The 26,862-nt window shown below is 39.5% G+C and carries 21 protein-coding genes; 15 read left to right on the top strand and 6 right to left on the bottom strand.

Annotated features, from left to right (window positions below):
- The first annotated feature begins 118 nt into the window (after nt 1-118).
- The 7 genes from DW981_RS15615 (at nt 119) to DW981_RS06945 (ending at nt 9,884) form a co-directional block, all read left to right on the top strand.
- Entirely contained in the window at nt 119-2,857 is a 2,739-nt protein-coding gene (locus tag DW981_RS15615) for an ATP-dependent RecD-like DNA helicase (RefSeq protein WP_182434176.1), read from the top strand.
- A gap of 187 nt (nt 2,858-3,044) precedes the next feature.
- On the top strand, nt 3,045-3,896 hold the full coding sequence (locus DW981_RS06970) for an HAD family hydrolase (RefSeq protein ID WP_347474526.1): 852 nt from the start codon (nt 3,045-3,047) through the stop codon (nt 3,894-3,896).
- 45 nt (nt 3,897-3,941) lie between these two features.
- Nucleotides 3,942-6,842, top strand: coding sequence for a DEAD/DEAH box helicase (locus DW981_RS06965; protein ID WP_243034678.1), 2,901 nt, complete (start codon nt 3,942-3,944; stop codon nt 6,840-6,842).
- Between the two features lie 84 nt (nt 6,843-6,926).
- Entirely contained in the window at nt 6,927-7,328 is a 402-nt protein-coding gene (locus DW981_RS06960; protein WP_118507225.1) for a (deoxy)nucleoside triphosphate pyrophosphohydrolase, read from the top strand.
- A gap of 26 nt (nt 7,329-7,354) precedes the next feature.
- Nucleotides 7,355-8,296, top strand: a complete 942-nt coding sequence (locus DW981_RS06955; protein WP_118507224.1) for a hypothetical protein — start codon at nt 7,355-7,357, stop codon at nt 8,294-8,296.
- A gap of 27 nt (nt 8,297-8,323) precedes the next feature.
- Nucleotides 8,324-9,403 (top strand): protein kinase, encoded by a 1,080-nt coding sequence (locus DW981_RS06950; RefSeq protein ID WP_118507223.1) that lies wholly within the window; start codon nt 8,324-8,326, stop codon nt 9,401-9,403.
- Nucleotides 9,404-9,410: 7 nt separating this feature from the next.
- A complete protein-coding gene (locus DW981_RS06945; protein ID WP_118507222.1) occupies nt 9,411-9,884 on the top strand; it encodes a hypothetical protein in 474 nt (157 codons plus the stop codon).
- Between the two features lie 179 nt (nt 9,885-10,063).
- On the opposite strand, the gene DW981_RS06940 is transcribed toward DW981_RS06945, so the two are convergent.
- Both DW981_RS06940 and DW981_RS06935 read right to left on the bottom strand, forming a co-directional pair.
- Nucleotides 10,064-10,729: a DUF4230 domain-containing protein gene (locus tag DW981_RS06940; protein ID WP_022024635.1), complete on the bottom strand. Its 666-nt coding sequence runs from the start codon at nt 10,727-10,729 to the stop codon at nt 10,064-10,066.
- A 71-nt stretch (nt 10,730-10,800) separates the two neighbouring features.
- Entirely contained in the window at nt 10,801-11,115 is a 315-nt protein-coding gene (locus tag DW981_RS06935; protein ID WP_022024634.1) for a helix-turn-helix transcriptional regulator, read from the bottom strand.
- Between the two features lie 339 nt (nt 11,116-11,454).
- Between DW981_RS06935 and DW981_RS06930 the strand changes: the two genes are divergently transcribed.
- From DW981_RS06930 to DW981_RS06900, 7 genes are all read left to right on the top strand, one after another.
- Entirely contained in the window at nt 11,455-12,141 is a 687-nt protein-coding gene (locus DW981_RS06930; RefSeq protein WP_118507221.1) for a hypothetical protein, read from the top strand.
- A gap of 271 nt (nt 12,142-12,412) precedes the next feature.
- Entirely contained in the window at nt 12,413-12,934 is a 522-nt protein-coding gene (locus tag DW981_RS06925; protein ID WP_118507220.1) for a flavodoxin family protein, read from the top strand.
- Between the two features lie 29 nt (nt 12,935-12,963).
- On the top strand, nt 12,964-13,233 hold the full coding sequence (locus DW981_RS06920) for an FYDLN acid domain-containing protein (RefSeq protein ID WP_118507219.1): 270 nt from the start codon (nt 12,964-12,966) through the stop codon (nt 13,231-13,233).
- A 33-nt stretch (nt 13,234-13,266) separates the two neighbouring features.
- Nucleotides 13,267-13,605 (top strand): hypothetical protein, encoded by a 339-nt coding sequence (locus DW981_RS06915; RefSeq protein WP_118507218.1) that lies wholly within the window; start codon nt 13,267-13,269, stop codon nt 13,603-13,605.
- 640 nt (nt 13,606-14,245) lie between these two features.
- Complete coding sequence (locus DW981_RS06910) at nt 14,246-14,707, top strand: YaiI/YqxD family protein (RefSeq protein WP_022025934.1); 462 nt, start codon at nt 14,246-14,248, stop codon at nt 14,705-14,707.
- Between the two features lie 253 nt (nt 14,708-14,960).
- Nucleotides 14,961-16,739, top strand: a complete 1,779-nt coding sequence (locus DW981_RS06905) for a diguanylate cyclase (protein WP_118507217.1) — start codon at nt 14,961-14,963, stop codon at nt 16,737-16,739.
- A gap of 230 nt (nt 16,740-16,969) precedes the next feature.
- The gene (locus DW981_RS06900) at nt 16,970-17,413 is read left to right on the top strand and encodes a hypothetical protein (RefSeq protein ID WP_147352623.1); all 444 of its coding nucleotides are present in this window, start codon (nt 16,970-16,972) and stop codon (nt 17,411-17,413) included.
- 10 nt (nt 17,414-17,423) lie between these two features.
- On the opposite strand, the gene DW981_RS06895 is transcribed toward DW981_RS06900, so the two are convergent.
- From DW981_RS06895 to DW981_RS06880, 4 genes are all read right to left on the bottom strand, one after another.
- Nucleotides 17,424-20,762: a leucine-rich repeat protein gene (locus DW981_RS06895; protein WP_182434175.1), complete on the bottom strand. Its 3,339-nt coding sequence runs from the start codon at nt 20,760-20,762 to the stop codon at nt 17,424-17,426.
- 2 nt (nt 20,763-20,764) lie between these two features.
- The gene (locus tag DW981_RS06890; protein ID WP_243034677.1) at nt 20,765-22,123 is read right to left on the bottom strand and encodes an MATE family efflux transporter; all 1,359 of its coding nucleotides are present in this window, start codon (nt 22,121-22,123) and stop codon (nt 20,765-20,767) included.
- Between the two features lie 126 nt (nt 22,124-22,249).
- Complete coding sequence (locus DW981_RS06885) at nt 22,250-22,960, bottom strand: LytTR family DNA-binding domain-containing protein (protein ID WP_118507214.1); 711 nt, start codon at nt 22,958-22,960, stop codon at nt 22,250-22,252.
- A gap of 22 nt (nt 22,961-22,982) precedes the next feature.
- Nucleotides 22,983-24,251: an ATP-binding protein gene (locus tag DW981_RS06880; RefSeq protein ID WP_118507213.1), complete on the bottom strand. Its 1,269-nt coding sequence runs from the start codon at nt 24,249-24,251 to the stop codon at nt 22,983-22,985.
- Between the two features lie 213 nt (nt 24,252-24,464).
- Between DW981_RS06880 and feoB the strand changes: the two genes are divergently transcribed.
- Entirely contained in the window at nt 24,465-26,801 is a 2,337-nt protein-coding gene (feoB, locus tag DW981_RS06875; protein ID WP_118507212.1) for a ferrous iron transport protein B, read from the top strand.
- The last annotated feature ends 61 nt before the right edge of the window (nt 26,802-26,862 follow it).

The raw sequence follows: 26,862 nt of genomic DNA, 5'->3' as shown, positions 1-26,862 counted from the left end.
ATTTCAGTACCCGATACATCGAAATGCTCATAGCTATGGTTTATTCGCTGAGATAAAAAGGTTGAGAAACCCTGAATTTTCAATAAAAAACACTTGATTATATGAGGAGATGATGAGGATGCCATATATTGATGAACAAATAATGAATATAGACCGATCTATTTGTAGTAATATTGATTTGCTGGAGTTTTCCGGTGTGACAAGAGATATTATTTCTCAAAATCTTTTGGCACAATCACGAAATCTTGTAGAGCATATTGCGGTAAAAGGATATAGTAATGGTGCCGATATTATGGCTGATCGGCAAACAATTCCTAAAGCGTTAGAGTTTATAAAACATGATAACAAATATTTGTTTCTACGAAAATTTCATGGCTTTTTACAGGAATCTAAATCACATTATACACCTGATGCAGATGGAGCAGAGCGTCTTACCTTAAAATACTATGAATATTATATTATGCTTCGCGAGTTTGTAAAAAAACAGCATGGATTAGATATTCTGCACAATATAGAAAAATTTCCAATAAATATGGACAAGGCGGTAATTGGATATTATCGCGCAGTAAAAAATTGTTTTACAAAAATATACAATGATATAGATTATAAAAGAAGCGAAAGACTTTATGTGCTGAGGTCAAAACCCGTAATAGTTGATCAATGTATAATTTATGAGAATACTTTAATACCGGCTAATGATGTGGGAAGTAAATTCGATCGATTTATTACTTTTTCAAAATTTATGCTTCCTGATCATTATGCTGTGAGGGTTGATATACGAGGAGAACAAATTACCGTAGAAAATCAACAAATGCCGGTCAATATCTTAAATGAGTATCAAGTATCTATTAGACCATGCGAACTGAATAATTTTGCAAAAATATTTGGTTGTTCTGTTGAAATGAATCAAGGGCTTGCCGAATATCAAGGACTAATGAATTATTTAACTAAAACAGGTGGAAGCATTACGGATATTATTATGTCTCCTGATGTACAATATGCGGCGACTAAATCTTGGATATTACAGAATGCTAGAACGGTGAAATTTTATGATGCTTTGGATAAGGCAAGGAATGTGATATTGAATAATATGCCGGGTGCAAATGTTGTCAGATATTTATCATACATTATGCGAAATAAAGTAATTAAGAGCCAAATATGTGACGAAGAGAATAGCACTTTATCTAACTTGTATCTCGAATATGGTTCAATACCATTTGAAACGATGCCGTTTTGTACATCATTAATTGGGCATAATCCTGAAATGAAGGATATTTTTGGATGTATCCCAAAATCTGAAAATGAATCACAATTATTGGCAAAGTATATACAGACTAATACCACTTCCAATGGGCATTTATATACGAAAGTAGAGGAAGTAGCGCATTTCGGTGATATTGATTGCTTGATAAATGATCATAATCGCAGACTATACAAAAAGCATCATTCACGTGATTTGTGTCGTTTTGGAAAAAATTATTTGTATATTAATGAACATTATGAAGATACAAAACGGATATTAGAGGAATTAATAGACTTATCAGAAGAAGGTATTTCAGGATATTGTAACTTTGCTACATACTGGATGAACGAGAATCCGGAAACCGTTAATTGTGAAGAGAAAAAGAAAATTTTGCAAGAAATGTTTGTGGATTCGAAAGTGGCACTCATATATGGTGCGGCAGGAACTGGAAAAACATATTTATTAAATCATATAGCACAAATGTTTGATGAACGAACAAAGCTATTTCTTGCAAATACGAATCCTGCTGTAGATAACCTTCGACGAAAAATGAAAGCACAGAATTGTGATTTTTCTACTATTGCAATGTTTTTGAAAAAAGACAATGTGAATGTTGAATATGACATGTTGGTTATGGATGAGTGTAGCATGGTAAGTAATTCTGACATGCGCAAAGTTCTTGAAAAGGCAAATTATAAGCTATTGGTTTTGGTAGGAGATACTTATCAAATAGAGGCAATATCTTTTGGAAATTGGTTTTCACTTGCAAAATATTTTTTGCCAAAAAAAACATGGAATGAATTAATGACGCCGTTTCGAGCAAAGAATAGCGAATTGCTTGAATTGTGGACGAAAGTAAGGACTTTGAAGGAAGATGTTACAGAGCATCTTGTAAATTATGGTTATTCCTCTGTGTTGAACGAGAGTATTTTTCAGCGAAGTTCTGACGATGAAATTATTCTATGCTTAAACTACAATGGACTTTATGGAATCAATAATATTAATCGATTTTTGCAAAACAATAATCCATCAAAGGGTGTCCGGTGGGGATTGTGGACATATAAAGTCGGGGATCCAATTCTTTTTAATGATAGTCAGAGGTTTTCACCGGTATTATTCAATAATCTTAAGGGGAAAATTGTAGATATCGAACTTGAAAAGAATGGTGATAGAATCTGGTTTTCGATTGAAATTGATAAGGTTATTAGTGAATTCGACATAGAAGATGTTGCGTTGGAACTATTAAACCCGGATGAGTCAGGTAAATCTGTAATAAAATTTTACGTGAATAAGAGTAAAGATTCAGACGAAGATAATGATACAGAAATAGATACTATAGTTCCGTTTCAAATAGCATATGCTGTTTCTATTCATAAGGCGCAAGGTCTAGAATATGAATCAGTGAAAGTTGTCATTACTGAAGATATTGATGAAATGATTACACATAATATTTTTTATACAGCGATTACTAGAGCAAGGAACACCTTAAGAATATATTGGAGTCCGGAGTCACAGCAGAGAGTTATTAGTCGATTTGAAAAGATGGATGCAAGGAATGATGCCAATATTTTTTCAGGGCATTCAGGGTTAAAGTTATTAAATAAAAATATTTAACTGTAATAAGAAAATGGAATCAACTAAATTTAAAGAAGGGCTGTCTGTATGACTTAGACTTGTATTTTGTGGTGGGGATTATGCTTAGTATGTAGGATGTTTTTTTAGAACGTCTATAATTTTAATCTATAAGAAAAATTTAAATCTTAAAAAATATAAGTGGAATATTGAAATTGTGCATGGTACAATGAGAAAGGAAAAATTTGAAGTTGACGGAGGAAAATGCATGAGTGATTTGTATGTTTCAGATTTAGATGGGACATTATTGAGAAGTAACGAAGTAACCTCTAAATACACAAATCAAGTAATCAATTCATTGGTTGAAGAAGGGATGATTTTTTCCTATGCTACAGCTCGTTCTTTAGTTACAGCTAAAAAAGTGACCGAAGGAATAAATGCAAAAATTCCGTTGATTGTGTACAATGGAGCCTTTGTGATTGATAATATTACAGAAAAAATATTAATTGCTAATTATTTTGATGATTCGGTACATTCCGTGCTAGAAGATTTGTTTAGCAATAACGTGTATCCTATTGTTTACGCATACATTAATGGGGTGGAAAAATTCTCGTTTGTGCGAAAAATGTGTACAGAGGGTATGAATAGGTTTCTCGAAAGCCGTAAAGGCGATGTTCGAACAAATGAGGTGAATTCATTGTCTGAGTTGAAAGAGGGTAATATTTTTTATATTACCTGTATTGATACACCGAAAAAACTTATGCCTTTGTATGATAAATATAAGGAGAAATATCATTGCGTATATCAGACGGATATTTATACAAATGAACAGTGGTTAGAAATTATGCCATTAGACGCATCAAAATCAAATGCTATAAGGCAATTACAAAGCATGTTGAATTGTGAAAATCTAATTGTGTTTGGTGATGGAAAAAATGATATAGACATGTTTCAAATAGCTGATAAAAGTTATGCTGTTGCAAATGCACACAATGATTTAAAACAATATGCCACAGAGGTGATTTTGTCGAATGACGAAGATGGTGTTGCTAGATGGCTTGAAGCAAACTATAAGCAATAGAAGCGGGTAAAAAATTCCAGTTTAGCAGGTGAAAGGAGTACCGCTATGGCAAAGAAACTATTAGAGATGCAAAAGGGTTTCCAAACCGCATTTATTGATGCATCATATGATTCTAACCTGGCATATAAACCAGAGTTTGTATATAATGACAACAAAAATGGACAGAAAGTTTTTTCGACAATAGAAGATGAATTGCTGCATTGTGATCGCTTTGCGATTAGTGTTGCGTTTATAACGAGAGGCGGTGTCACACCACTTTTACAGACACTCCAAGAACTGGAGCGTAGGGGTGTGCCGGGTAGAATATTGACAACGGATTATCTTTGCTTTAGCGATCCGGTCGCATTGACTACACTTGCGGGATTGACGAATATAGAGCTTCGGATGTATCAAACCGAGAAAGCGGGGAATGGATTTCATACAAAAGGGTATATTTTTCAGGAACAGGAGGAATATCGTTTTATTATTGGCAGCTCCAACTTGACACAGGATGCCTTGACGCGCAACATGGAATGGAATACCAAACTTATTTCTACTGATCAGGGTGAGATGATAAAATCTGTGATGGGCGAATTTGATAAACTATGGAATGCTAAGGAATACACGAAGTCTTATGAGGATTTTATTGACGAATATCAAAGGCAATATGAAGAGAAACAGTTATTTCAGAAAATGGTTGCCGAGCAGAAAAGGATTGCGAAAAATGAGGTTATTCCGTCTATTCAATCCTATTCAATGCAGCCGAATACAATGCAGAAATCCTTTGTATATAATCTGCGCAACCTAAGAAAACAAGGAATTGACAAAGCGTTATTAATCTCAGCGACAGGTACGGGAAAAACGTATGCATCAGCATTTGCAATGCGAGAGCTTGGTTTTAAACGTGTCCTATTTTTGGTACATAGAAATCAAATTGCAAAACAGGCTAAAAAATCATTTGAAAATGTATTTGGTAGTAGAATAAAGACAGGATTGGTTTCAGGGGCTTATCATGATTATGATGCAGAGTTTGTCTTTGCAACGGTACAGACATTAAGTAAGGATGAGCATTTGCAGCATTTTTCAAAAGATTATTTTGATGCGTGTATTTATGATGAGGCACACCATACTAGCGCAAATAGTTATAAAAAGGTAATGGACTATTTTACACCGCAATTCACATTGGGTATGACTGCTACGCCTGACAAGAGAGATGATAATATGGAAGGGCGGAACATATATGAAATCTTTCATCACAATATTGCATACGAAATTCGTTTGCAGCAGGCGATGGAGGAAGATTTGTTATGTCCGTTTCATTATTTTGGAATAACAGATTTGCAAACGGTTTCTGATGCTGGAAAATCACATGAAGAGCAATTAGAGCATTTTCGGTATTTGACATGTGATGACCGCGTAAATTATGTTATGAAACAGGCTAACTATTTTGGATATTCAGGGGATCGTGTGAAAGGGCTTATTTTTTGCAGCCGCATAGATGAGGCACGTGAATTGTCGAGAAAGTTTAATGAGCGGGGATGGCGCACGCTAGTGCTTAGTGGTGCTGACTCGGAAGAAGCTAGGGCAGAGGCGATCGAGCGTCTTGTCATGGATGTTACATCAGAGGAAGATGATTATTTGGACTACTTGATCACAGTCGATATTTTTTCTGGGGGAACAGATATTGTTGAGGTAAATCAAGTGATTATGCTGCGTCCAACGCAATCGCCGATCGTGTTTGTCCAACAATTAGGACGCGGACTCAGAAAACATTCCGAAAAAGAATACGTTGTGATCCTTGATTTTATCGGCAATTACAAGAATAACTTTATGATTCCAATTGCGTTATCAGGTGATCGAACCTACAATAAGGATACGATCCGAAGATATGTGATGGAAGGGGCTCGTGTTATTCCGGGTAGTTCCAGCATTCACTTTGACGAAATCAGTAAAAAAAGAATTTATGAGGCAATAGATAAGCTAAGTACGCCGAAAAAAATGTTAATTGAAAAATATACTCTGCTAAAAGAACGTTTGGGAAAGGTTCCAAGTATAGTAGATTTTTATGTACAAGGTGAGGTGGATCCGCTTTTGTTTATTCAGTATGCCGGTTCCTATCCGAAATTTTTGCAAATGGCAGAGAAAAACTGTGCTTTGAATTTAAGTGATAAAGAGCATATGACATTAGAGTTCGTGTCACAAAATATAGTAAATGGAAAGCGTATCCACGAGCTGTTATTGTTGCGTCAATTGATGCAGGATGGAAGGATTGATAAGGAGAAGCTGACGGAATATTTACAACGTGAATATTGCGTAAAGTTATCAGATCAATCATACGAATCAGCAATAAGTGTTCTTCAAGGACATTTTTTTAACACACAGACGGAGAAGAAGAAATATGAGAAATTAGATATATTAGTAATGAATAATACGGGGGCATTTTCGCGAATGTTATCGTTATATTCCGGCATAAAGAAGTCCGATTTTTTGGACCAGCTTAATGATTTAATAGAACTTGGCGTGAAACGATATACGGATTTATACTTGCCACTGCAAGATGAATTGGGGTTATCCCTTTATCAAAAATATTCGCGTAAAGATGTTTGTCGTATTTTGAATTGGGAACAGGATGAGAGTTCTACAATTTACGGTTACAAGATTAAGTATAATACCTGTCCTATTTTTGTCACATATGAAAAAAAGGATGACATTGCCAGCAGTACAAAATACGAAGATGAGTTTATAAACAATCAAGTGTTTAGTTGGATGACGCGAAGTCGGGTTTCTGCAGATAGTATAGAGTCTAGAAAGTTAATCGCATCTTCAGACTCAGGACTTAAGATACTTCTTTTGTCAAAAAGAGCGATGGAGAAGGAACTGATTTTTATTATATGGGACGTGTTCATCCTATTGCGTGGGAACAAAAAGAAATATATAATGATAAGGGTATTGCTCTTCCAATTATGAACTTTCGGTTGAAACTGGAGCATAGTGTAAGAGAAGATATTTATCAATATTTTGTATGTACGTAAACACAGAAACGAGGTTGCTATGAAAACAATTCGGGTTGTAGCTGCTGTAATACAGGCAGAAAATGCCGAAGGAAAACCTATGATCTTTGCTACCCAAAGAGGATACGGGGAGATGAAAGATGGTTGGGAGTTTCCTGGAGGTAAAATTGAAAAGGGAGAAACACCGGAAGAAGCGTTGAAAAGAGAAATTATAGAGGAGCTCGAAACTGAAATTGAAGTTTTAGAACACATCGATACAATAGAATATGACTATCCTACCTTTCATCTTTCTATGGAGTGTTTCTTTGCAAAAATTATAAAAGGAGATCTTGTGCTGAAGGAGCATGAGGCTGCGAGATGGCTGACAGAAGAGGAACTGTATTCTGTGGAGTGGTTGCCAGCGGATATTTCATTGATTGAAAAGATTAAACGAACCTTATAACCTTACACCCTATGAAAGGACATACTATGAAGAAAAAAATAATTATTACGATAACACTGGTCTGCATGATACTATGCTCGTTTTTTGTTGTGGGAAATATAGCATCGAATCCCCAGAATCATCAAAAGGCGATTAAATATCTGGACCAGAAGAAAGCAAATGTTTTGAAATTAACCGCGTTGTCGACGGCGTCATCGACAGCAATCACTATGATACCGGGAGATACGGCAACGCCTATCGCGACGAAGCTGGCGGATCTTACTTCATGGTTTTTGCTGATCTTATGCACGATTTTTTTGGAAAAATATTTGCTAACGATAACAGGCTATGCAGCATTTAAAATCCTGATACCGATAGCACTATTGTTTGTGATAATAAGAATTTATTGGCCAAAAGATATTTTGGTTAAATTGGCACTTAAATTAGGACTGTTTGGATTGTTCTTGTTTGCAACTGTGCCGGCAAGTGTATTTGTATCCGATTTGATCGAAAAAACATACCAGGTTACATTGGATGCCACAATGAAAGATGCTGAGCAGACAAATGAAACGATCAAACAAGAAACGCAAACAGACGATTCCAAGAAAGCTGCAGATGATCAGAATAATAAAGATGGACAAACACAGGAGAACAGTGATCAGAAGAATCAATCTATTTGGAATTCGATCGTAAATGGTGGAAAAGAAGTGCTTGATGACACGAAACAATCGGCGCAGGATATTGTTTCGGATATCACGTCGTTTGGTTCTAAAAAAATTGAGGAATTGACGAGCAAAGCGGAAAAAACGCTAAATAATTTTATCGAAGCGACCGCTGTAATGGTCATCACATCCTGCATTTTCCCATTGTTGGTTGTGATGTTTTTCTTTTGGCTGATGAAAGTGTTCTTAGGGATAAATATTGATGTCAGCAAATTTACGAAGTCGGGGAAAAAGGGCACTAAGATGGTGGCCGTGGAAGAAAAATAGTAAATTAGCCAGGGATAAGTGATTAGTATGAATAAATTGCTGAGTTTTCTTTTTCGCCGCAGTCAACGTGAATATGCTGTCGAGTTTTGCCCGCGTTGTGATGCGAATCTGACGTTGCAGAGAGGATACCGAAACGACCTTCTCTATTGGGCGTGCAAGGGCTGTGGCGAGATGTTGATCAATCCAAATATTGATACAGAGACAAATATTGTATGGCTTTGTGATGAGTGTGGTGCAATGCTAAATGTGCAGAAAGGATTTCAGGAAGATTGCGGAGAATGGGAGTGCACAAAGTGCGGCTTTGCTAACGCAATAGAAGAGCGGGCCATATATTTATCAGAAGATGAATATCAGATGTCTCTGCAGAATCCTTATAAGGGGATGAAGGATGAGGATGTATTATCGTTGCTTTGCTATGAAGAAATAGAATCTGTTGGCGGGAATCAAGATGTTATTTTAATATGTGATCGAACGGGTAAGACGTATATAAAAAAGCAGCTCACGATATTTGATGCTAAGGTATATGAGAGTTTACGGGAGCATCCAATTGCACATATGCCACAAATCTATGGGATATATCAGGGGTCAAGATATTTGGTTGTTGTCGAAGAGTATATCGAAGGAATGACTCTCGCTGATTGTTTGCAACAGGGAAGAATGTCGGAATATACGGCAGTGCGGATCGCGAGGGATTTACTTAGGATATTAATAGACCTGCATACACGGGATATACCTATTATTCACAGAGATATTAAACCATCTAACGTAATGCTTGGCAATAATGACGAGGTGTTTTTGTTGGATGTTAATGTAGCCAAAAAATATGCACCTGATCAACTTGAAGATACAAAATTATTGGGGACATTATATTATGCAGCTCCGGAGCAGGTTGGCTTTGGATATGGAGCGTCAACGCCTAAAACAGATATATATGCGCTCGGTGTATTATTAAATGTTTTAATTACCGGGAAATTACCCAAAGAAGAAAAAGCAAAAGGGGAGGTTTGGGTGATTGTTGATCGATGCATCAAGCTGGATCCGGAAGAACGATATAGCGATGAAGAATTATTGAGTGTGCTTAATACATATTTGGAAAAAGGAGTGTGAAACTGTTATGCAGGAAAAGTCGACGGACGAACTGGATGCTCAGCTAAGAAATATCACGCCAGAATGCATGGATAAATATTATAAAGAAAATCGATATTATATTGCAGAAACTTCGAAGGCGTTTACATATTATATGAAAGATGTTATTGATAAGAAAAATCTCGCATTTTGTCATTCCAAATTATATTATAAGGATATTTATTCCTTTGCAGGAGTGTCAGAATCGTATGGAGAAAAAATACTCAATATGGAGAAACATACGAAAAATCGAGATTTGATTATTCGATTTTGTGTGGCAGGACGATTTCAATTGAATGAAATAAATACTGCGCTTAAATTGTATGGGATGAAACCGCTATATGCCAAAGATAAACGAGATGCATGCATTATTGTAGCAATTAATAATCGTAAATATGATCTGGGTGATATTGATGATATGCTTGTAAAAAATGGGCTGCCTAAATTGTCTGCGGATGGTTGATGTAATAGCTGGCAATTGGTGCATTCGGTTTTAAGTAACGGAATACACCAGACTCTGTAAGTACGATAACATCAGAGTGTCCTGTCAGGCAGTAACAAAGAGACCAAGATAGAAAAGAATAACAGCAATAATAATGATCACAAGTACAATTCCAATAATTGTTTTGATAGTATCAAACATCAGTTCGCCTCCCTTACTTCAATATTACAATCTTTATATTCCTTAAAAGAATGTACAAAATTAGTGATTACTTTTTTGGCATTAGCATATGCAAGATCATATATACCATTATCAATAGCATTTTGTTTGGCATTTTCTTGCATTTTTTTCTCTTGTGCATTTATTTTGTCCAAAGTAAGAGGTGTAAAACAATTTTTGTCTTCTTCATATACTTTTAATGAAGAATGGTCGACTTCGGCCTTTAATATTTCCGCTTTAGGTAGTTCTATAATTATTTTTTCACCTACATACTTCGGAGCTTTAATTTTTCTAAAATCATAGCCGGCATCTACAGCGACATTATATGTATAGATGTATTTATTTTGTGTGAAGGGTATCTGTATATTGGTACCCCAAAATTTACGGGAATCATTGATTTCATTAATCATGGTTTCGTGGGCAGATTGCGTTGCTAATTTTCCAATGTTTTCGAAGGAAAGCTTGACAGGATCGGAGCTGTCGCGAAGACTGTATTTACTTCCAACATAGAACCCGACGATTAGCAAGAAAATGCCTAGGATTGAAATGAAGGATATCAATCTTATTTTTTTGTGCATACTTTTTTTCGAAATGTTCTCCTTTTTTTCTGCTAGTATCTCTTTTTGCTGTAATTGTGTTTCTTGCATTTCATGCCTCCGTGTATTGTGTTACATATATATTGTTGCTGTATAATATCATTAGAATGACAATGGAATAATCACTCTTCTCGCTCGTTTGGACGAATTACTTTATATCCATATGATTCGAGAATTTCAATAATATCCGGGGTGATATTTACCGTAAGATCAATATCTTTATATTTCATGCTTCGTATAATTTGATGCATGTCATTGACAGTTACTCCCAGTATATTAGCAAGTTTATACAGATTGTCACGATCTGGAATCCCCCCGTCTGTTTCCCATTTGGCAATTGCTGACTTGGAGACATTAGTTTTCTTTGCCAATTCTTCTTGCGTCATCAACATCCTTTTTCGACGAATTGAAATGAATTGACCTAAGCTCATTCCCATTTTTATTTCACTCCTTTGCACTGTATTTATGATATAAAACCTTGTGGTATATTTCAAATTACTTTTTGATTACTCTGCGTAATCTTTTTTACGATATAGGAAAATGCTCGTAACCTAGAGGGAAGCCACCAAGAATTGCTTTAGCAATTCTTGCAAAGCAAAGCGCTGGCTTTGCTTTTTTATAATTATCAACCTATTTTGCAAGAAACATCCACACCAAAATAGTGGCGATCTGCATATGAACACATATAATTCACAATGCATACATGAATCGAACACAAGTGGCTGGTAAATTGAATGCTATCACAAACAAGGTAGCACAAAGTTAGGAGGTCGCTTATGAAAAAGAGAAGAATTTTAAGTGTTTTATTATGCCTCGCATTGGTTGTTTTTAGTTTGTCAGGTTGCAATAAAACATCAAGTAAAAAAAGCACGAGTTCCAAGAAGGCGGATTCAGGCACGTTACAAGGAATGATAAAAAGTGTTGATGTAGATAAGAAACAAATTACGATTGCAACGATGCCGTCAGGGAACCAGCCACCATCCAAACCGGATGGAGACGGAGCGAACAACAATGACAATGGCACCAACAGCAATGGAGCTAATGATAGCGGAACGAAGAACAATGGCGGTAACAGTGCAAATGATGGCAGCACGAAGAGTAACAGTGCTAATGATGGCAAGGATAATGGGAACCAGCCACCATCCAAACCGGATGGAGACGGAGCGAACAACAATGACAATGGCACCAACAGCAATGCGCAAATGCCGCAACAGGAGGAAACTGTTTATAAGCTAAATGATGCGTCCAAATTAATGGACAAGGATGGAAATACAATCACATTGAAAAAATTATCAGAAGGTGATTTCGTAGAATTTACTGCCAAGAATTCGTATATTGTATCGTTGGCGATTTCTGATCAAACGAAAGGTCAGGGAGAAGCCGGTGGAGGAAATGGCAGCAGTCAACCGACAGAGTATTCTGCGGTTAAACAATATTCTGCATACAAACCACAGGAAATGTGATGCTAAGTATATTTGAGTAGAAAAAGACTGCTTGACAGGGAAACCTGCAAGCAGTTGTTTTTGTATATTAAATTTTATATATATTTTTTGATATGATTATAAATATTTAAACCACGACCATCGCTAAATTTAGGGGGTCAATGCCGTCTGACGAACGATTTGACATTAGAGACCTGTTTCAAAAATTTGGCATCGTGAGGAATATTTGCATTTTACACTGCTTCGGTTTATCATTAACAGTAACAATCGATCTATAAGTGAGGTAACAAATATGAAGATTGCAATTATTAATGGAAGTGCCAGAAAAGGCAATACACTTACCGCGATTAACGCGTTTATCAAAGGGGCATCTGCGCAAAACGAAATCGAGGTGATTGAGCCGCACAAGCTGCATATCAATCCCTGCAAAGGCTGCGGAGCGTGTCAATGTACGAAAGGCTGTGTCGATCAGGACGACACCAATGCTACGGTTGATAAGATCGTGTCGGCTGATATGATCGTGTTTGCGTCACCGGTATATTGGTGGGGAATGACTGGTCAATTAAAACTGGTCATTGATAAATGTTATTGCCGCGGTGTTCAGCTTAATGGCAAAAAGGTTGGTGTTCTTTTAGTTGGCGGTGCACCGATAGATAACGAGCAATATGACATGATTTATAAACAGTTTGACTGTATGGCAGATTATCTTTCTTGGGATATGCTGTTTCAAAAAGCTTATTCAGCGAATGGAAGAGAGGAATTGTCCAAGAATCCTGAAGCTTTAACTGAGCTAGAGGAACTGGGAAGGCTTTGATTATAAGATTATAGACAGGAGTGACAGAAATGTTTTATGTACCGGATGGAACACACCGTTGTGGATTATATACATGTGAAAAATGTGGCAGTCGATTTTTGGATGTTAAGGTAGGTCCAAGTCTTGTATGTCCGTATTGTGGGGAAGAGCCGGATATGGAAATTGGACCGGATGAGGAAATGCCAGTGATTTCAGAAGATGCCAAGCTGGTCAAAATGCTGGAGGGCGAGGAAGAGATTGAAAAGTATGATCAGTTATTGAGCCTTGCGTTGACAGGTGGAGACTATAACTGGATATAAGTAGTTATAGTGTTTGAAGATGGAGAAGATGAAATGACAACAATGTTGGATGCTTGGTTTGAGGAGTGTGTACGCTTTTTGGAACAGAATGATGCATGGCGTGATGATGCAGCATTGATCGGACAGGAGAAAGGTCGTTCTTTGTCAGCATTATGTTCGTTGCGGTTTCACTATACGATGTGGAAACGTCGAACCGGAAATGCAACAGAGTTTGCTACGCGTTATGATGAAATGATGCAGATGGTGGAAATGCTGCAAGGCGATAAAGACTATCCGTATTGGAAGTGTTTTATGAAGTTTTTTATTTGGCTGAGTGCAAGTCAGTGGCAGCAGTTGTGGGATGATGTTGATGCTGTATTGATACAATTATAAGTTACTCAAACTTTCCATACCGGAAGTTATTGCACAGCCACATATTACTTATTATGTCAATGACTTTATAGCATTTTGCAGCCACCAAAGAGCGATTTCTGCCATCAGAGAACTATAGTAATTGCCTTGCCGCATTTTCGTTTTCCGTGATTTCTAGATTTTGTTATCTCTGATGACTGATTTACATGCCTTTCGGAAACTCGAAGTCCCGGAAGCAAGGTAATCATCATTTTTGAAAGGGACTTTGCGCTCGTCGTTACTTATGTCTCGTATTTCAGAGACATTAAGTAACGTGACGTAGCGCATCGTAGCGAAAGCGTCCCGTCCAAAAATGGATGATACCTTGCTAAACCGGGACATCTCAGACACTCCGTCAGGCATGTATTCATCAGAGATTTAACAAAATAAGAAATCACGAAAAAACTCTGCGTTCTGCGGCAATTATCTTAGTTCTCTTATGACAGAACAATTTACTGTATTGGCTGCAAAATAGTTTATTTATTGCTGACATAATAAGTAATATGTGGTTGTGGAGGATTTGAAGTAGGGGAAGTTTGAGTAAGTTATAGATCTCAAACTAAACTTCGTACAGACTGTGCTAGAGTAGTATTTATTAATGTGATCGAGGTGAAAATAAGATATGAAAATATATATTGATGCGGATGCATGTCCGGTTGTCTCTATTGCGGAAAAAGTTGCAGCTAAGTTTCAAATCCCGGTGACTCTTTTGTGCGACACGAATCATATTTTGCAGTCAGACTATAGTGATGTGATCGTGGTTGATGCGGGAGCAGATGCTGTCGATTATAAATTGATCAGTCTGTGTACGAAAGATGATGTGGTAATTACGCAGGATTATGGGGTCGCAGCGATGGCACTGGGGAAAGGAGCGGCGGCGATTCATCAGTCTGGAAAATGGTATACGAATAATAATATCGATCAGATGTTAATGACCAGACATCTCAACAAAAAGGCGCGACGTGCCTCTCATAAAAATCATGTGAAAGGACCAAAAAAACGTACAGCGGAAGATGATAAGATGTTTGAGGAGTCTTTTGAAAAATTATTGACTCAAATTTCCCATACCGGAAGTATTGACTGAACCACCGATTGCTTATTATGTCGCGTATTTCAGTATATTGAACAACTGAAAAATATTGATACGAACTAAGTAGATTTACAGTATATGATAAAAGTAGAGGCTTCATTTAATAATGGGTGAGGCTTCTTTTCGTTTTGCTTATGAGTTTGAAGTGTTGGAAATTTATGTAAATTTATAGACATTTTCTTATCCTAAAGCTATAATATTAAAATTATGTGGAACAGATAGACATTGATTTTAGGAGGCGATACAAATGCAAAAGCTAAAAAAGAGATTCATTGTTCCGGTAGTGGTATTTATATTGGGCATGTGTGCGTTAATCGGTACGATATATGTAGTCGGTGAGGATCAGGAGGAGCAGAACAGGACAAAAGCGCAGCTCAATGCGATGACATATGCAGAGCGTATATATGGCGAGCTTATGGAGGGAATAGGAGTTACCGATACTTTAAAGCAGGTTGTCATAAGTGGTGATGGAAATATAAATAAGTTTTATGATATTGCAGCAAAAATGATGGACGATTCGATTCAGAGTATACAGATAGCACCGAATGGAGTTGTGACTGAAATATATCCAAAGGAGGGGAATGAATCCGGCAAGATAGATCTGATAAATGATAGTGACAGGGGAGAGATTTCGCGCTATGCGAGGGATAATGACACTGTAATTATGCAGGGAACGTTTAAGCTGAAGCAGGGCGGATATGGTATAGCAGTGCGCAATCCTGTTTATTTGGAGAATGAAAATGGTCAGAAGAGCTTTTGGGGCTTCACAATTGTTATACTGAAGGTTCCGGAAATTTTTTCTGAGTCTGTAGAGGCTCTTTCCAATTTTGGATTTAAGTACAGTCTGCAGAAGTGTGCTTCGCCGTGGGATGATACATATGAGTGGGTTTACGGTTCAAAGAAAGAGTTGAACGATCCGGTGATATATGACTTTGACGTGTATAGAGATAAGTGGAGGCTTGAGATTTTACCCAAGAGTGGGTTTTACAATAATAGCAACCTGATATACATGTTTATTGGAGGTGTAATTATAGTCCTGCTTTTGACAGGGCTTACAGTAGCATTAATTTCAATCAATGAAAACAGAAAGCTTTTCAAGAAACTTGCAGTTACAGACACACTGACAGGTATCTACAACAGACTTGGCTTTAATAGGCAGGTTGAGCAATATATGAGGCAGAACCCGCAAAAGCACTGTGTTGTGGCGATGCTTGATATTGATGATTTCAAGCTTGTTAATGATGTGTATGGACATGCGGCGGGTGATGGTGTACTGCAGAAGCTTGCAGAGAGCATGAAGCAATATTTTTCAAAGGATGTTATACTCGGCAGAAACGGAGGCGATGAGTTTTGCATTTTCATGCCGGATTGCACGGCAGTGGAGGTTAAGCCTTTTCTTAAGAAGTTTACAGAAGAAACCAGGAATTTTTATTGTAAAGGTGAAGCGCATACATTTACCATTTCACTGGGCTTTGCGGAGTATCCTGTTTTGGCTGATGAATGTTCAAAGCTTATGCGTTGTGCGGACATGGCACTTTATGCGGTGAAAATGCGTGGGAAGAACGGCTGCATAGCATATCGTGAGGGTGAGCAAGTAAAGAGTCGCGCAAAGCTTGGTTTTGCAATGAAGGATATTATTAATAATTTGCCTGGAGCTTTCATTGTTTACAGAGCAGATAAAGAAAATGATGAGATTCTGCTTGCAAACAGTGAGCTGCTTCGGCTTACAGGCTGTAAAAATATGGACGAGCTGCTTGCATATACAGGTAAGAGCTTCTGCAATCTGATACGGCCGGATGAACAGGAAAGCTGTCAAAAAAGCATATGGTCGCAGATTGACGGAGGACACTCAAATGATTATATTTTCTTTCATATGCGAAAAGCAGACGGTAAATATATTTCAGTGCTCGACCATGGCAGGATAGTGGATTCAGTGCACAATGGCAGAATATTTTATGTGATGATTATGGACTTAAAGTCACTGCAGATGCACTATGGAGACTGTCTGGAGCTGGTGGAGAAGTAGAAAAAAGCAGTTCGTAAAATTATACTTTTACGAACTGTTTGTATTTTTGGTCAGTTTTGCAAACTGGAAGTTATCGGCCTGCTTTACAGTTCATAATAATACAAATTAGATACATTGTTGTTTTATGATGTCACTGCAAAGAAAGTAAGGTGTTTCAGACTCTTTTGAAATCACAATATGTGGATGCAGGGAGTATGGTGAAACCGGAACAGGAATACAAGGAGGACATTATGAAGAAACAAGTATTTATCATTACTATTATGGTAGTGGCAGCACTTGCAACGGCATGTGGTCAAAGAGCAAGCGGACGAAAAAATACAATGAGTACATCGAAGCAGAAAGCTGTTGCAAGCCCAACGAAGAAAGAGCAGAAAGCTGTTGCAAGCCCAACGAAGAAAGAGCAGGAAGCGACTGCGAGCCCAACGAAGAAAGAGCAGGAGAGGGCTTCTGCAGTCGCTAAGGAATCTCTTGATGAAGAAGATATTCACGCAGCACTCAAGGTGGCTAAAGAATATTATAAACACACCACACAAAAGGTGAAGAGCTTGGAATACAATGGTGGATCAGGTGACCAAATACAGTTCCAAGGCAAGGATACGAAGAGCGGAAAGTATCGTATCATTCGTTTGAAGAAAAAGAACGGCAAATGGGTTGTTAAAGGTGAGGGATATTGAAGCGGTCTGTTTATTTTTTGACCCATTTTTTGTACAGCCTTTTCTTGCTGGATGGCAGCTTAAATTTCGCTTTCTTTGCAATGCCATGAAATGCTTTTTTACCAATAGACTTTTTCGTTAGAGACGTCGTCTTAATGGTTATGGTGCGCAGACTGCTGCATTTCGCAAAAGAAGAGGCTCCGATTTTCTTTGTCTTTTTCAAAATGGTTACTTTCTTAAGTGCTTTGCAACCGGAGAATGCTTTACTTCCGATGGATAACACATTACTTCCGGTCGAAACACGCTTGAGTGCTTTGCAGCCATAAAATGCTTTATTGCCAATGGCAGTAACCATACAGCTATATTTGCCGTAAGCTATTTTAGCTGGAATGGATAATGTAACAGATCCCTTTTTCTTGCTTTTTAGATATTTCTTGTCATATCCGAGACAGGTTACAGTGCAAGTCTTTGTGCACACATTGCGGTTTGCAATGCGGTAACGCAGTCCTTTGACGGTAAATACAGTGCCGACTTTTGGAGTGGCGGTATTGTTTTTGTTGACAGATTGTCCATTCCCGGGATTATTGTTATTTTGGTTAGGAAGGTCAAAGTCCGGATCATCGGAGTTGTTATTGTCTGTCAGTTTTGGTATTTCCGTAATACGTGAACGTTCATTACAGCGTTTACAATGCAGTGACATTTCTCCGGTAGATGTTTTGGTTGCCGGGATGTCAATGGTGAAGTTAGTTGCCCAATCGTGTCCAAGTGGTTTTAAATATGTCTCGCTTATGTCGATTTCCTGTTTGCCGTCAGCATCCCAAAAGACCTTACAACATTCGCTGCAGGTATAATAGCTGGCGGAACCGGCTTCCGTGCAGGTCGCGGCAACCGTATCATGAAATATCATAGTATGTACATGATTTGGAATCGCTTCATCATAGTGTGTGGTAGCACCGGCATTTTTTGCCAGATTATAATATCCGATGCCATACTTTGGACAATAAAAGTCTAAAGTATTGGTTTCACTGACGACATTTTTCCAAGCGTCACTTGCAGTGGTCGGTGCGTTATCGGACTGAAAATACATTTTGCTTAATTTGCTGCAGTCAGCAAATGCTTCCGAATCAATGCGGGTGATCGTTTGTGGAAGGGTAATGCTTGTTACGTTCGTTTGTCCGGCAAATGCTTTTTTGGTGACGACACGTACCGGATATGAGGTGTTGTTGATCGTTATGGTAGATGAAACATGGATATCTCCGGTCAGTATATCGTTTGGAACGACAGAGACGGAGGCGAATTTTGTGCCCTCCACACTTTCTTCCAGGGTGAAACGTAAATGATCTTTATTTACATAACGCTGGTAGCCACATACGGTACATTCCCCATCTTTATATTGGTGTCCGAGTGCATTTACAACCTGCTGCGGCGTGAATACCAAGCCGCATTCAGAACAGTGAGATCCTTCGGTAAGTCCCGGAGTGGTACAGGTTGCCGGAACTGCTTCATCGATTACAGTCACATGTGTATGTGGTTTGGCGGCAGAGGATTGAATCGTATACGGAATCGCTGTCTGTCCACAAAACAGACCGGCTCCTGTTACCGTGACAGTTGCTGTACCGACAGCGGTGTTGTTTTCATAACGAATCGTGTAGTCCTTATTTTCGGTCAGGGTAGTACCATGCATGGTCACAGTGACTTTTGGTTTCTGTGGCTTGCCGGTATAGATGTACGACTTTTCGGACAGAGTGATTTCGGCCTGTGCAATGTCAACACTGCCGTTTTCACCGATACGAAGAGTATAGGTTTTCTTTAGGGCAGGGTTATAGGTTGGATACACAGTGATTTGTGTAATGCCTGCAGCTAATACATTAAGCGGATTTACGTAGGTCTTATCGGATATGATACCAGGCGTGGAAATGACAGACGGATCTGAGGATTCAATACGGAGCTCCTGATAATCGCTATCGCCGTTGATATTTTGCGCCCATGCATAAATGGTGGAGCCGATTGGGTTGCTGGCCGGCATGGAAGAATAATAGGAACTTGTGGTGGAGGTACTATTCCGCCAATAAATATCGAACGAGGTTGGCGGAGCGATGTAGATCGTATTCTGGCAGTCGGAGCAGATACCCGTGCTCTTGCCGTTGGCATCGATCTCTCCATATACATAGTTATGTGGTGTTTTGGGGATGATTTCCTCAAAATCTTTATTACAGGTGTCACAGTGATATGTACGTGACCCATTTTTGGTACAGGTTGCCGGTGTATAATCGGTCTCTTTACGCTTATGCGCACAAGAGATATGTACTGTTTTGGTCGCAAATATTGCGTTATCTGCTTTTGCTGTAATGGTGACATCTCCATTGGTAAGACCTGTAACGTTTCCGTTGTTATCTACCGTAGCAATCGTACGGTCGGAAGAGGAATAGGTTAGAGGCTGGACGGACCAGATCTCGCGGGTGGACACTTTGCCATTGCTGCGAGTGCGTTCCAAACGTACTTTTGCGGTTAAGCTGGAAGTCTGCTCCGTTTTTATCGTATCTGTGCCGTCTAAGAAATTCTCTTTGATATATTTGTTGGAGATCTCAACTTTTTGTATAACATCGGTCTGCACATCCTGCATGGTTTCGTTCAGACCGGTTCTCGTAGAAAATTCACCGGCAACGGTATTCGGATAAGGTGCTGCTTCGGAATAGAAATCGCCCAATCCGACATAGTTGTATTTTGGATTGATCATACTTTTATAATGACCGGTTTCATTGGACAGATTTTGATCGACCCAGTCTTTTTGTTCAGATTTCCACAGAAGGACACCTTCGGTCATGCTTTTTCCCCAACAGTAAGCGAGATCTTCACAATTGGAAGATACACCATGAAAGGATAGGGAAAAAGTATCTTTATCGCTGGGACGATCATGTCCGGATGCCATGAAATTAAACGAAATGCCAGCCTCTGCCGCACGGATGCGAGCGATGCTTTCTAAGTCTCTCGACCATCTTAACGGTTTATAATCATCGGATGTCAGCATACGGCTGGGATCGCGCGGATCCGGTATGTTGCCGGCTTCACAGGCTTCTTTACGAATTTCATTTAACTTGTCTAGAGCTTCCTGTGCCTGACTATAATACGAACCATAGATACCAAGCATTGTACATCCGTTGGATGCGCTCGCCACATCTGTTTCTAATATTGGCGGTGTTGCCTTGGAATCAGGCGTAGCGGTTGGTTCAGTTGCGGTTGCTTTGTGAGTAGTGACATCCTTAGGCGTTACAGCAAAAGCAGCTGCCGCTGATCCACTGGTGGTAGGAAGCACCATAGAGATGCTTAGAAGTGCCGCTATTGCAGTCGTTTTCCAATTGTTTTTTCTCATAATCATTTACATTCCTTTCTTTTTTTTTCAATTGAGCGCACAACGAGCAGACAAGTCGGTACGATGTAGAGCGTAGCAGTGATCCAAGCACTTTGATCGGCAAAGCAGATTGCATCGAAGTGAAAAATAGGAACCAATGCCAGACTGACGAAACAGCGTGCCGCCATTTCGACGGCGCCCGAGAGGATAGCTCTGCCGGAATAGCCAAGACCCTGTGTGGTCATGCGGCAGGTGTTTAAGATGCCGAGTGACCAATAGAAGAATCCGAGGCAGCGCAGATATTTGGCAGAAGCATCAAGCACTGCAGTAGCGGATGGCTTCACGAACAGTAGTGTCAATGTACGGCCAAAGAAGATCAGTACAATGCCTGCTACAAGGCCATATGCCATGCCGACGAAGACGCCCTGCAAGATTCCCTTCTTAATACGATCCGTCTTCCCGGCACCAAGATTTTGTCCGCAAAAGGTGGATACACCGGTTGCGATTGCATCAAATGGACACATGGCAAACTGCTTAATACGCATAGCTGCGGTGAATCCGGTAATATAGACGTCACCCAGTCCGTTGTTGGCGGACTGCATGACCATACTGCCTATCGCTGTAATGGAATATTGCAGTCCCATAGGGATCGCCATGATAAGCAGATGCGATACCATCTGTGGGCGAAAAGCGCGATCCTCTGCGGTTGGATGCAGTATCGGTACCTTCTTTAGTATAAACACGAGACAAAGCAGCCCGCTGATCCCCTGAGCGGTGATCGTTGCAATTGCAGCACCGGCACAGCCCCAGTGAAAGACAACGATGCAGACCAGATCCAAGATAATATTTAATATGGTGGAAAACACCAAAAACAAAAAAGGTGTTTTGCTGTCGCCAACGGCACGAAGTATGCTCGAAAGCAGATTGTACAGTAAAGTACAAGGGATGCCCAGGAAAATAATTAACAAGTAAATATAGGCATCTTTATAGATGTTGGCTGGTGTGGTTAAAATATGTAAAATAGCAGGGCAAAGCAGGGCGCAGATCGTTGTCAGCAGGACGGCGGCAGCAATCGTGATAAAAATGCTGTGCCAGATATAGGCGCGCATGGATCTGTAATCCTTGCCGCCAAAGCGTTGAGCGATAGGAACTCCAAATCCACAACAGATGCCGATGCAAAATCCAAGTACCAAAAATTGGACACTAGAGGAGGCACCGACTGCAGCTAGCGCTTTCGGTCCAAGGAATCGTCCAACGATCGCCGCATCAGCAACATTATACATTTGCTGAAAAAAGTTGCCGATCAACAAAGGAAATGCAAACTGCAGGATCAAAAGCAGTGGCTTACCTGTTGTCATATCTTTCGTGACATCTTTACTCATCTAATTTCGACCTCCATATGTAACGCTGAACTCCGATTTGTTTGCCTCGTATAATGTACAGGGAGTAATTAACAATTTCAATATCGCAATTATCTATTTTAACACCATAATTGGGAAATGCAACTGCTATTTTTGAAACATATATCGGAAATAAACTTCCTTGAAGGCAGCATAGTTATTTCGCGAAATTGGGATGACCATGCCGTTTTGAAGAGTCACTTCGGTTTTAGTAAATTGTTCTACGAACATTAGATTTACGATATAGCTGCGATGACACTTGATAAATCCCCGATCCATATGGAATATCTCTTCGCACTTATAAAATGGTTCACGGATTGTGATCTGCGTCCCGTTTGAAAAGGTTACAAGTACCAGTTTGTTTTGCGCTTCCAGACAGGCAACCTCTTCGATCGTCATTTTGTAAAAACCGGTCACAGTCTGTGCCGTAAAGGTTTCTTTGACCTTGCAAAATTGTTTCCGGTATTCGTCCATGACAGCAAATAATCGTATTTCGTCAATGGGTTTCAGCAGATAATGAAAGGCTTTGACCACGTAGGATTCAACTGCAAATTCACGGGAGGAAGTTAGAAAAATAATGGGAACATCCTGTCCGTTTGCACGTAATTCAGCAGCAGTGTCTATGCCGTTCAAAAGAGGCATAATGACGTCTAACAGGATCAAATCCATACATTCATCTGTATGTGCAGCGATCAGATCGTCGCCATTATCATACGTGAAGATCTGCATTTCAATACCATGTTCACCAGCCCATTTCTGTAATAAACGGGAAGTTGTTTCTATATAAATTGGTTCATCATCACAAATTGCTATTTTCATAATGTCCTCTTTCTCTCATTCGTTAAATGATAATTTGAAGGGTAAAGTAGTTGCCGGATACAGAAAAGTGGCACTGTCCGCCGAGCTTTTCAACATAATATATAATACTTCGCACGCCTATACCGTGACCGGGTGTCTCAGAGATTGGAATACCGTCTATGAATTTCGGCGGTTTTTCAATCGTATTTTCGACTTGGATCAAGAGATGTGCGTTTTTTTCAGAGATTGTTAAGGTGATCATACGATTCGGAATAGTCATGTTCTGCAGAGCATGCAATGCATTTTCCAGTGCATTGGACAGAATAGTGCTAACATCCGTTTCGGATTCCGGCAATGGTGGCATACTGCCAATATTGCATTGAAAGATAACGCCGATATCTTCAAATCGTGTATGGTAGATAGAGATTACGGAATTGATCATCTCATCTTTGCAGTAATTTGTAATGACGGTATCATCATAGCTGTCGTATAGTTGTTTGATGTAATCTATCGCATGATCCGGACTGTTGTTTTGAAGCTGTGTCAAGATGATTGTTAGATGATGCCGCATATCATGCCGCAAAATAGCAATTTTTTGTTCGCTAAGTTTGACCTGTTCAATTTCCTTTTGAATAGAAAGAAGCTGCATTTTAGTCAGATCGCTGTATTGGCGGATCTGCTGTTTGCGTTCGTATTCCTTGAAATATATAAGTAGAAATGTAAGATAGGCCAGACAGGAAGCGAAGCCCATAAACTCGACCACAGCTTTGTTGCCGGAGTATAACAGATTGGAAAATTTTGTACACATATAGTCAAAAATATAATAGACAAAAGGGAGAAAGCCAATAACCCAAAGCTCTCGTCTATCCTTCGCAAAAATCATTTCTGTCGTGTGACACACATAGCGGCATAGGAAGAAATACGTACCGAGGGTTGCGATGATGCGAAAGCAGTAATAACACCATTGTTCACTGGAGAGAGAAAGTGCGAACATTCCGATCCACGTACTGACCTGACAGCAAAGGTAGGCAGAGACGATGGAAACACAGGACGAAAGAAATGTGTAATGGTAGTAGAATGTCAAAAACAGAGCGAGCGGAAGATGTATGAACAGAGGGTAGATCTGCATGGTAGCAGTTTCACCGATAAGAGTGAGTGACAGCAGATAGACGGTACCCTCTGCCAGAGAATACAATAGCAGTTTGATCGTATTAGACTTATTTTGGCGCACGCCTAAAAAAAAGGCAGATAAAAAAATGCCAAACAGCAGAGTGGTAGTATTGTGAATTGCTGCCAGTACATGCAGTAACATAGAGCGCTCCCTCCTAATATATTTTGTGTATCAGCTTGAGCGAAAAAAATGGGATCCATTACTTTCGCAGATGCGTAGATCATTACCAAAAGAATAGCAATAAATGTCAGGAAAGTCAAAAAAAACGGTAAAAGGAGTTGACATTGAAAATATATTGATATACCGTAATTTAATGAGAAAAATTCTCAACAAGAATTATACCTGGAGGATAGTATGACCTTAAAAGAACTGGAGATAGGAAAGAGTGCTGTTGTGACGCAAGTAGGTGGCGAAGGCGCGCTTAGACAGCATTTTTTGGATATGGGAATGATTCCCGGAGCAGAGGTGACGGTTGTCAAGTTTGCACCAATGGGAGATCCGATGGAGTTACAAATACACGGGTACGAATTGACGCTTCGCCTAGCAGAAGCAGAACAGATTGAGATAAAACCGATTGACAAGCGCAGTAATAGTCATGCCGGTAGTGAAAGAATACAGCCATCTGTACATCCGGGGCTTGGTGAAGAGGGAAAGTTTCATTCCAAAGAGGACGAACATCCTCTGCCGGAAGGAACCACTTTAACATACGCCCTGGTCGGCAATCAAAATTGTGGTAAAACGACATTGTTTAATCAGTTGACAGGTGCGAATCAACATGTTGGCAATTTCCCCGGGGTTACAGTGGATCGCAAAGATGGTGCTATTAAGGGATATTCAGATACAAATGTGACGGATCTGCCGGGAATTTATTCGATGTCGCCATATAGCAGCGAAGAAATCGTTTCGCGTAACTTTGTGCTGCAAGATCATCCAACAGCAATTATCAATATTGTCGATGCAACCAATATTGAACGTAATTTATATCTGACAATGCAGCTTTTGGAGATGGATATTCCGATGGTAGTCGCATTGAATATGATGGATGAAGTAACCAGTAACCATGGAGCGATCAATGTCAATTTGATGGAGGAATTGCTAGGGGTACCTGTCATTCCGATTTCTGCAGCCAAAAACGAGGGCGTAGAGGAACTCGTGAAACATGCACTTCATATTGCAAAGTATCAGGAACGGCCGATGCGACAGGATTTCTGTGACAAAAAAGATCACGATGGTTCCGTACATCGGTGTATTCATGCGGTGATCCATCTGATTGAAGATCACGCTGAAAAGGCAGATATCCCGGTGCGATTTGCTGCAACGAAAGCAATTGAAGGAGATCTGCTGATCCTAAAGCAGTTAAAACTTGATGAAAACGAAAAGGAAATGTTGGAGCATATTGTGTGCCAGATGGAGACAGAGCGAGGTGTAGACCGCAGTGCTGCAATTGCAGATATGCGCTTTGATTTCATTGAACGTTTATGTGAACAAGCAGTGGTAAAACCAAAAGAGAGTAAAGAGCGAATTCGCAGTGAGAAGATAGACCGGATCTTTACCGGAAAATATACAGCGATTCCGTGTTTTATTGCGATCATGGCTGCAGTATTTTATCTGACGTTTAACGTGATCGGTGCATGGCTGCAAAATATATTGCAATTAGGTATTGATGCAATCGCAGATATGGTAGGAAAAGGATTAAAAGCAGCTCAGCTGAATGATGCGTTATACAGTTTGATCATGGATGGAATATTTACCGGTGTGGGGAGTGTGCTAAGCTTTTTGCCGATCATTGTCACCTTGTTTTTCTTTTTGTCATTAATGGAGGACAGTGGGTATATTGCCCGTGTGGCTTTTGTAATGGATAAGTTGCTTCGCAAGATCGGTCTTTCCGGCAAAAGCATTGTTCCATTGTTGATCGGGTTTGGTTGTACAGTGCCGGCTGTCATGGCAACACGTACGCTGACTAGTGAAAGAGATCGTAAAATGACGATCTTGTTGACGCCGTTTATGAGTTGTACGGCCAAATTACCGATATATGCGTTTTTTGTCAGCGTGTTCTTCCCGGGGCGCGGCGGTCTGATCATGACGGGGCTTTATCTGTTTGGCATTGTTATGGGAATCTTGGTAGCCTTCCTATACCGAGCAACATTATTTGAGGGAGAACCGGTTCCTTTTGTGATGGAATTGCCTAATTATCGTTTGCCTGGTGTGCGAAATGTGGGACAGTTGTTATGGGAAAAGGCAAAAGATTTTCTGCAGAAAGCATTTTCAGTTATACTGGTCGCAACGGTAGTAGTCTGGTTTTTGCAGAGTTTTAATCTGCGTTTGAATATGGTGTCCGATTCTTCGGACAGTATGCTTGCAATGATTGCGCAGATATTTGTGCCTGTATTAACTCCGCTGGGACTTGGTGATTGGAGAATTGCTACCGCATTGATCAGTGGAGTTATGGCAAAAGAAAGTGTTGTTTCCACGTTAGAAGTTTTATTCAGCGGATCGATCAGTACAGTACTTTCACCATTGACGGCCGGTTCATTGCTCGTATTTAGTCTGCTGTATACTCCGTGTATCGCAGCGATCGCATCTGTAAAACGTGAGTTGGGCAGTAAATGGGCTGTCAGCATGGTGATCTGGCAATGTATCGTTGCATGGGTTGCGGCCTTTGCAGTATATTTGATCGGTGGACTATTTTGAGGTTGAAATTAGTTGCTAACCTATAGTATACTAGGAGAAAATAGTAAAAAGGGGGAAACTT

Source organism: Clostridium sp. AM49-4BH (assembly GCF_003478335.1).
Lineage (GTDB): Bacteria > Bacillota > Clostridia > Lachnospirales > Lachnospiraceae > Butyribacter.
This window is presented reverse-complemented; position numbering and strand designations above follow the sequence as displayed.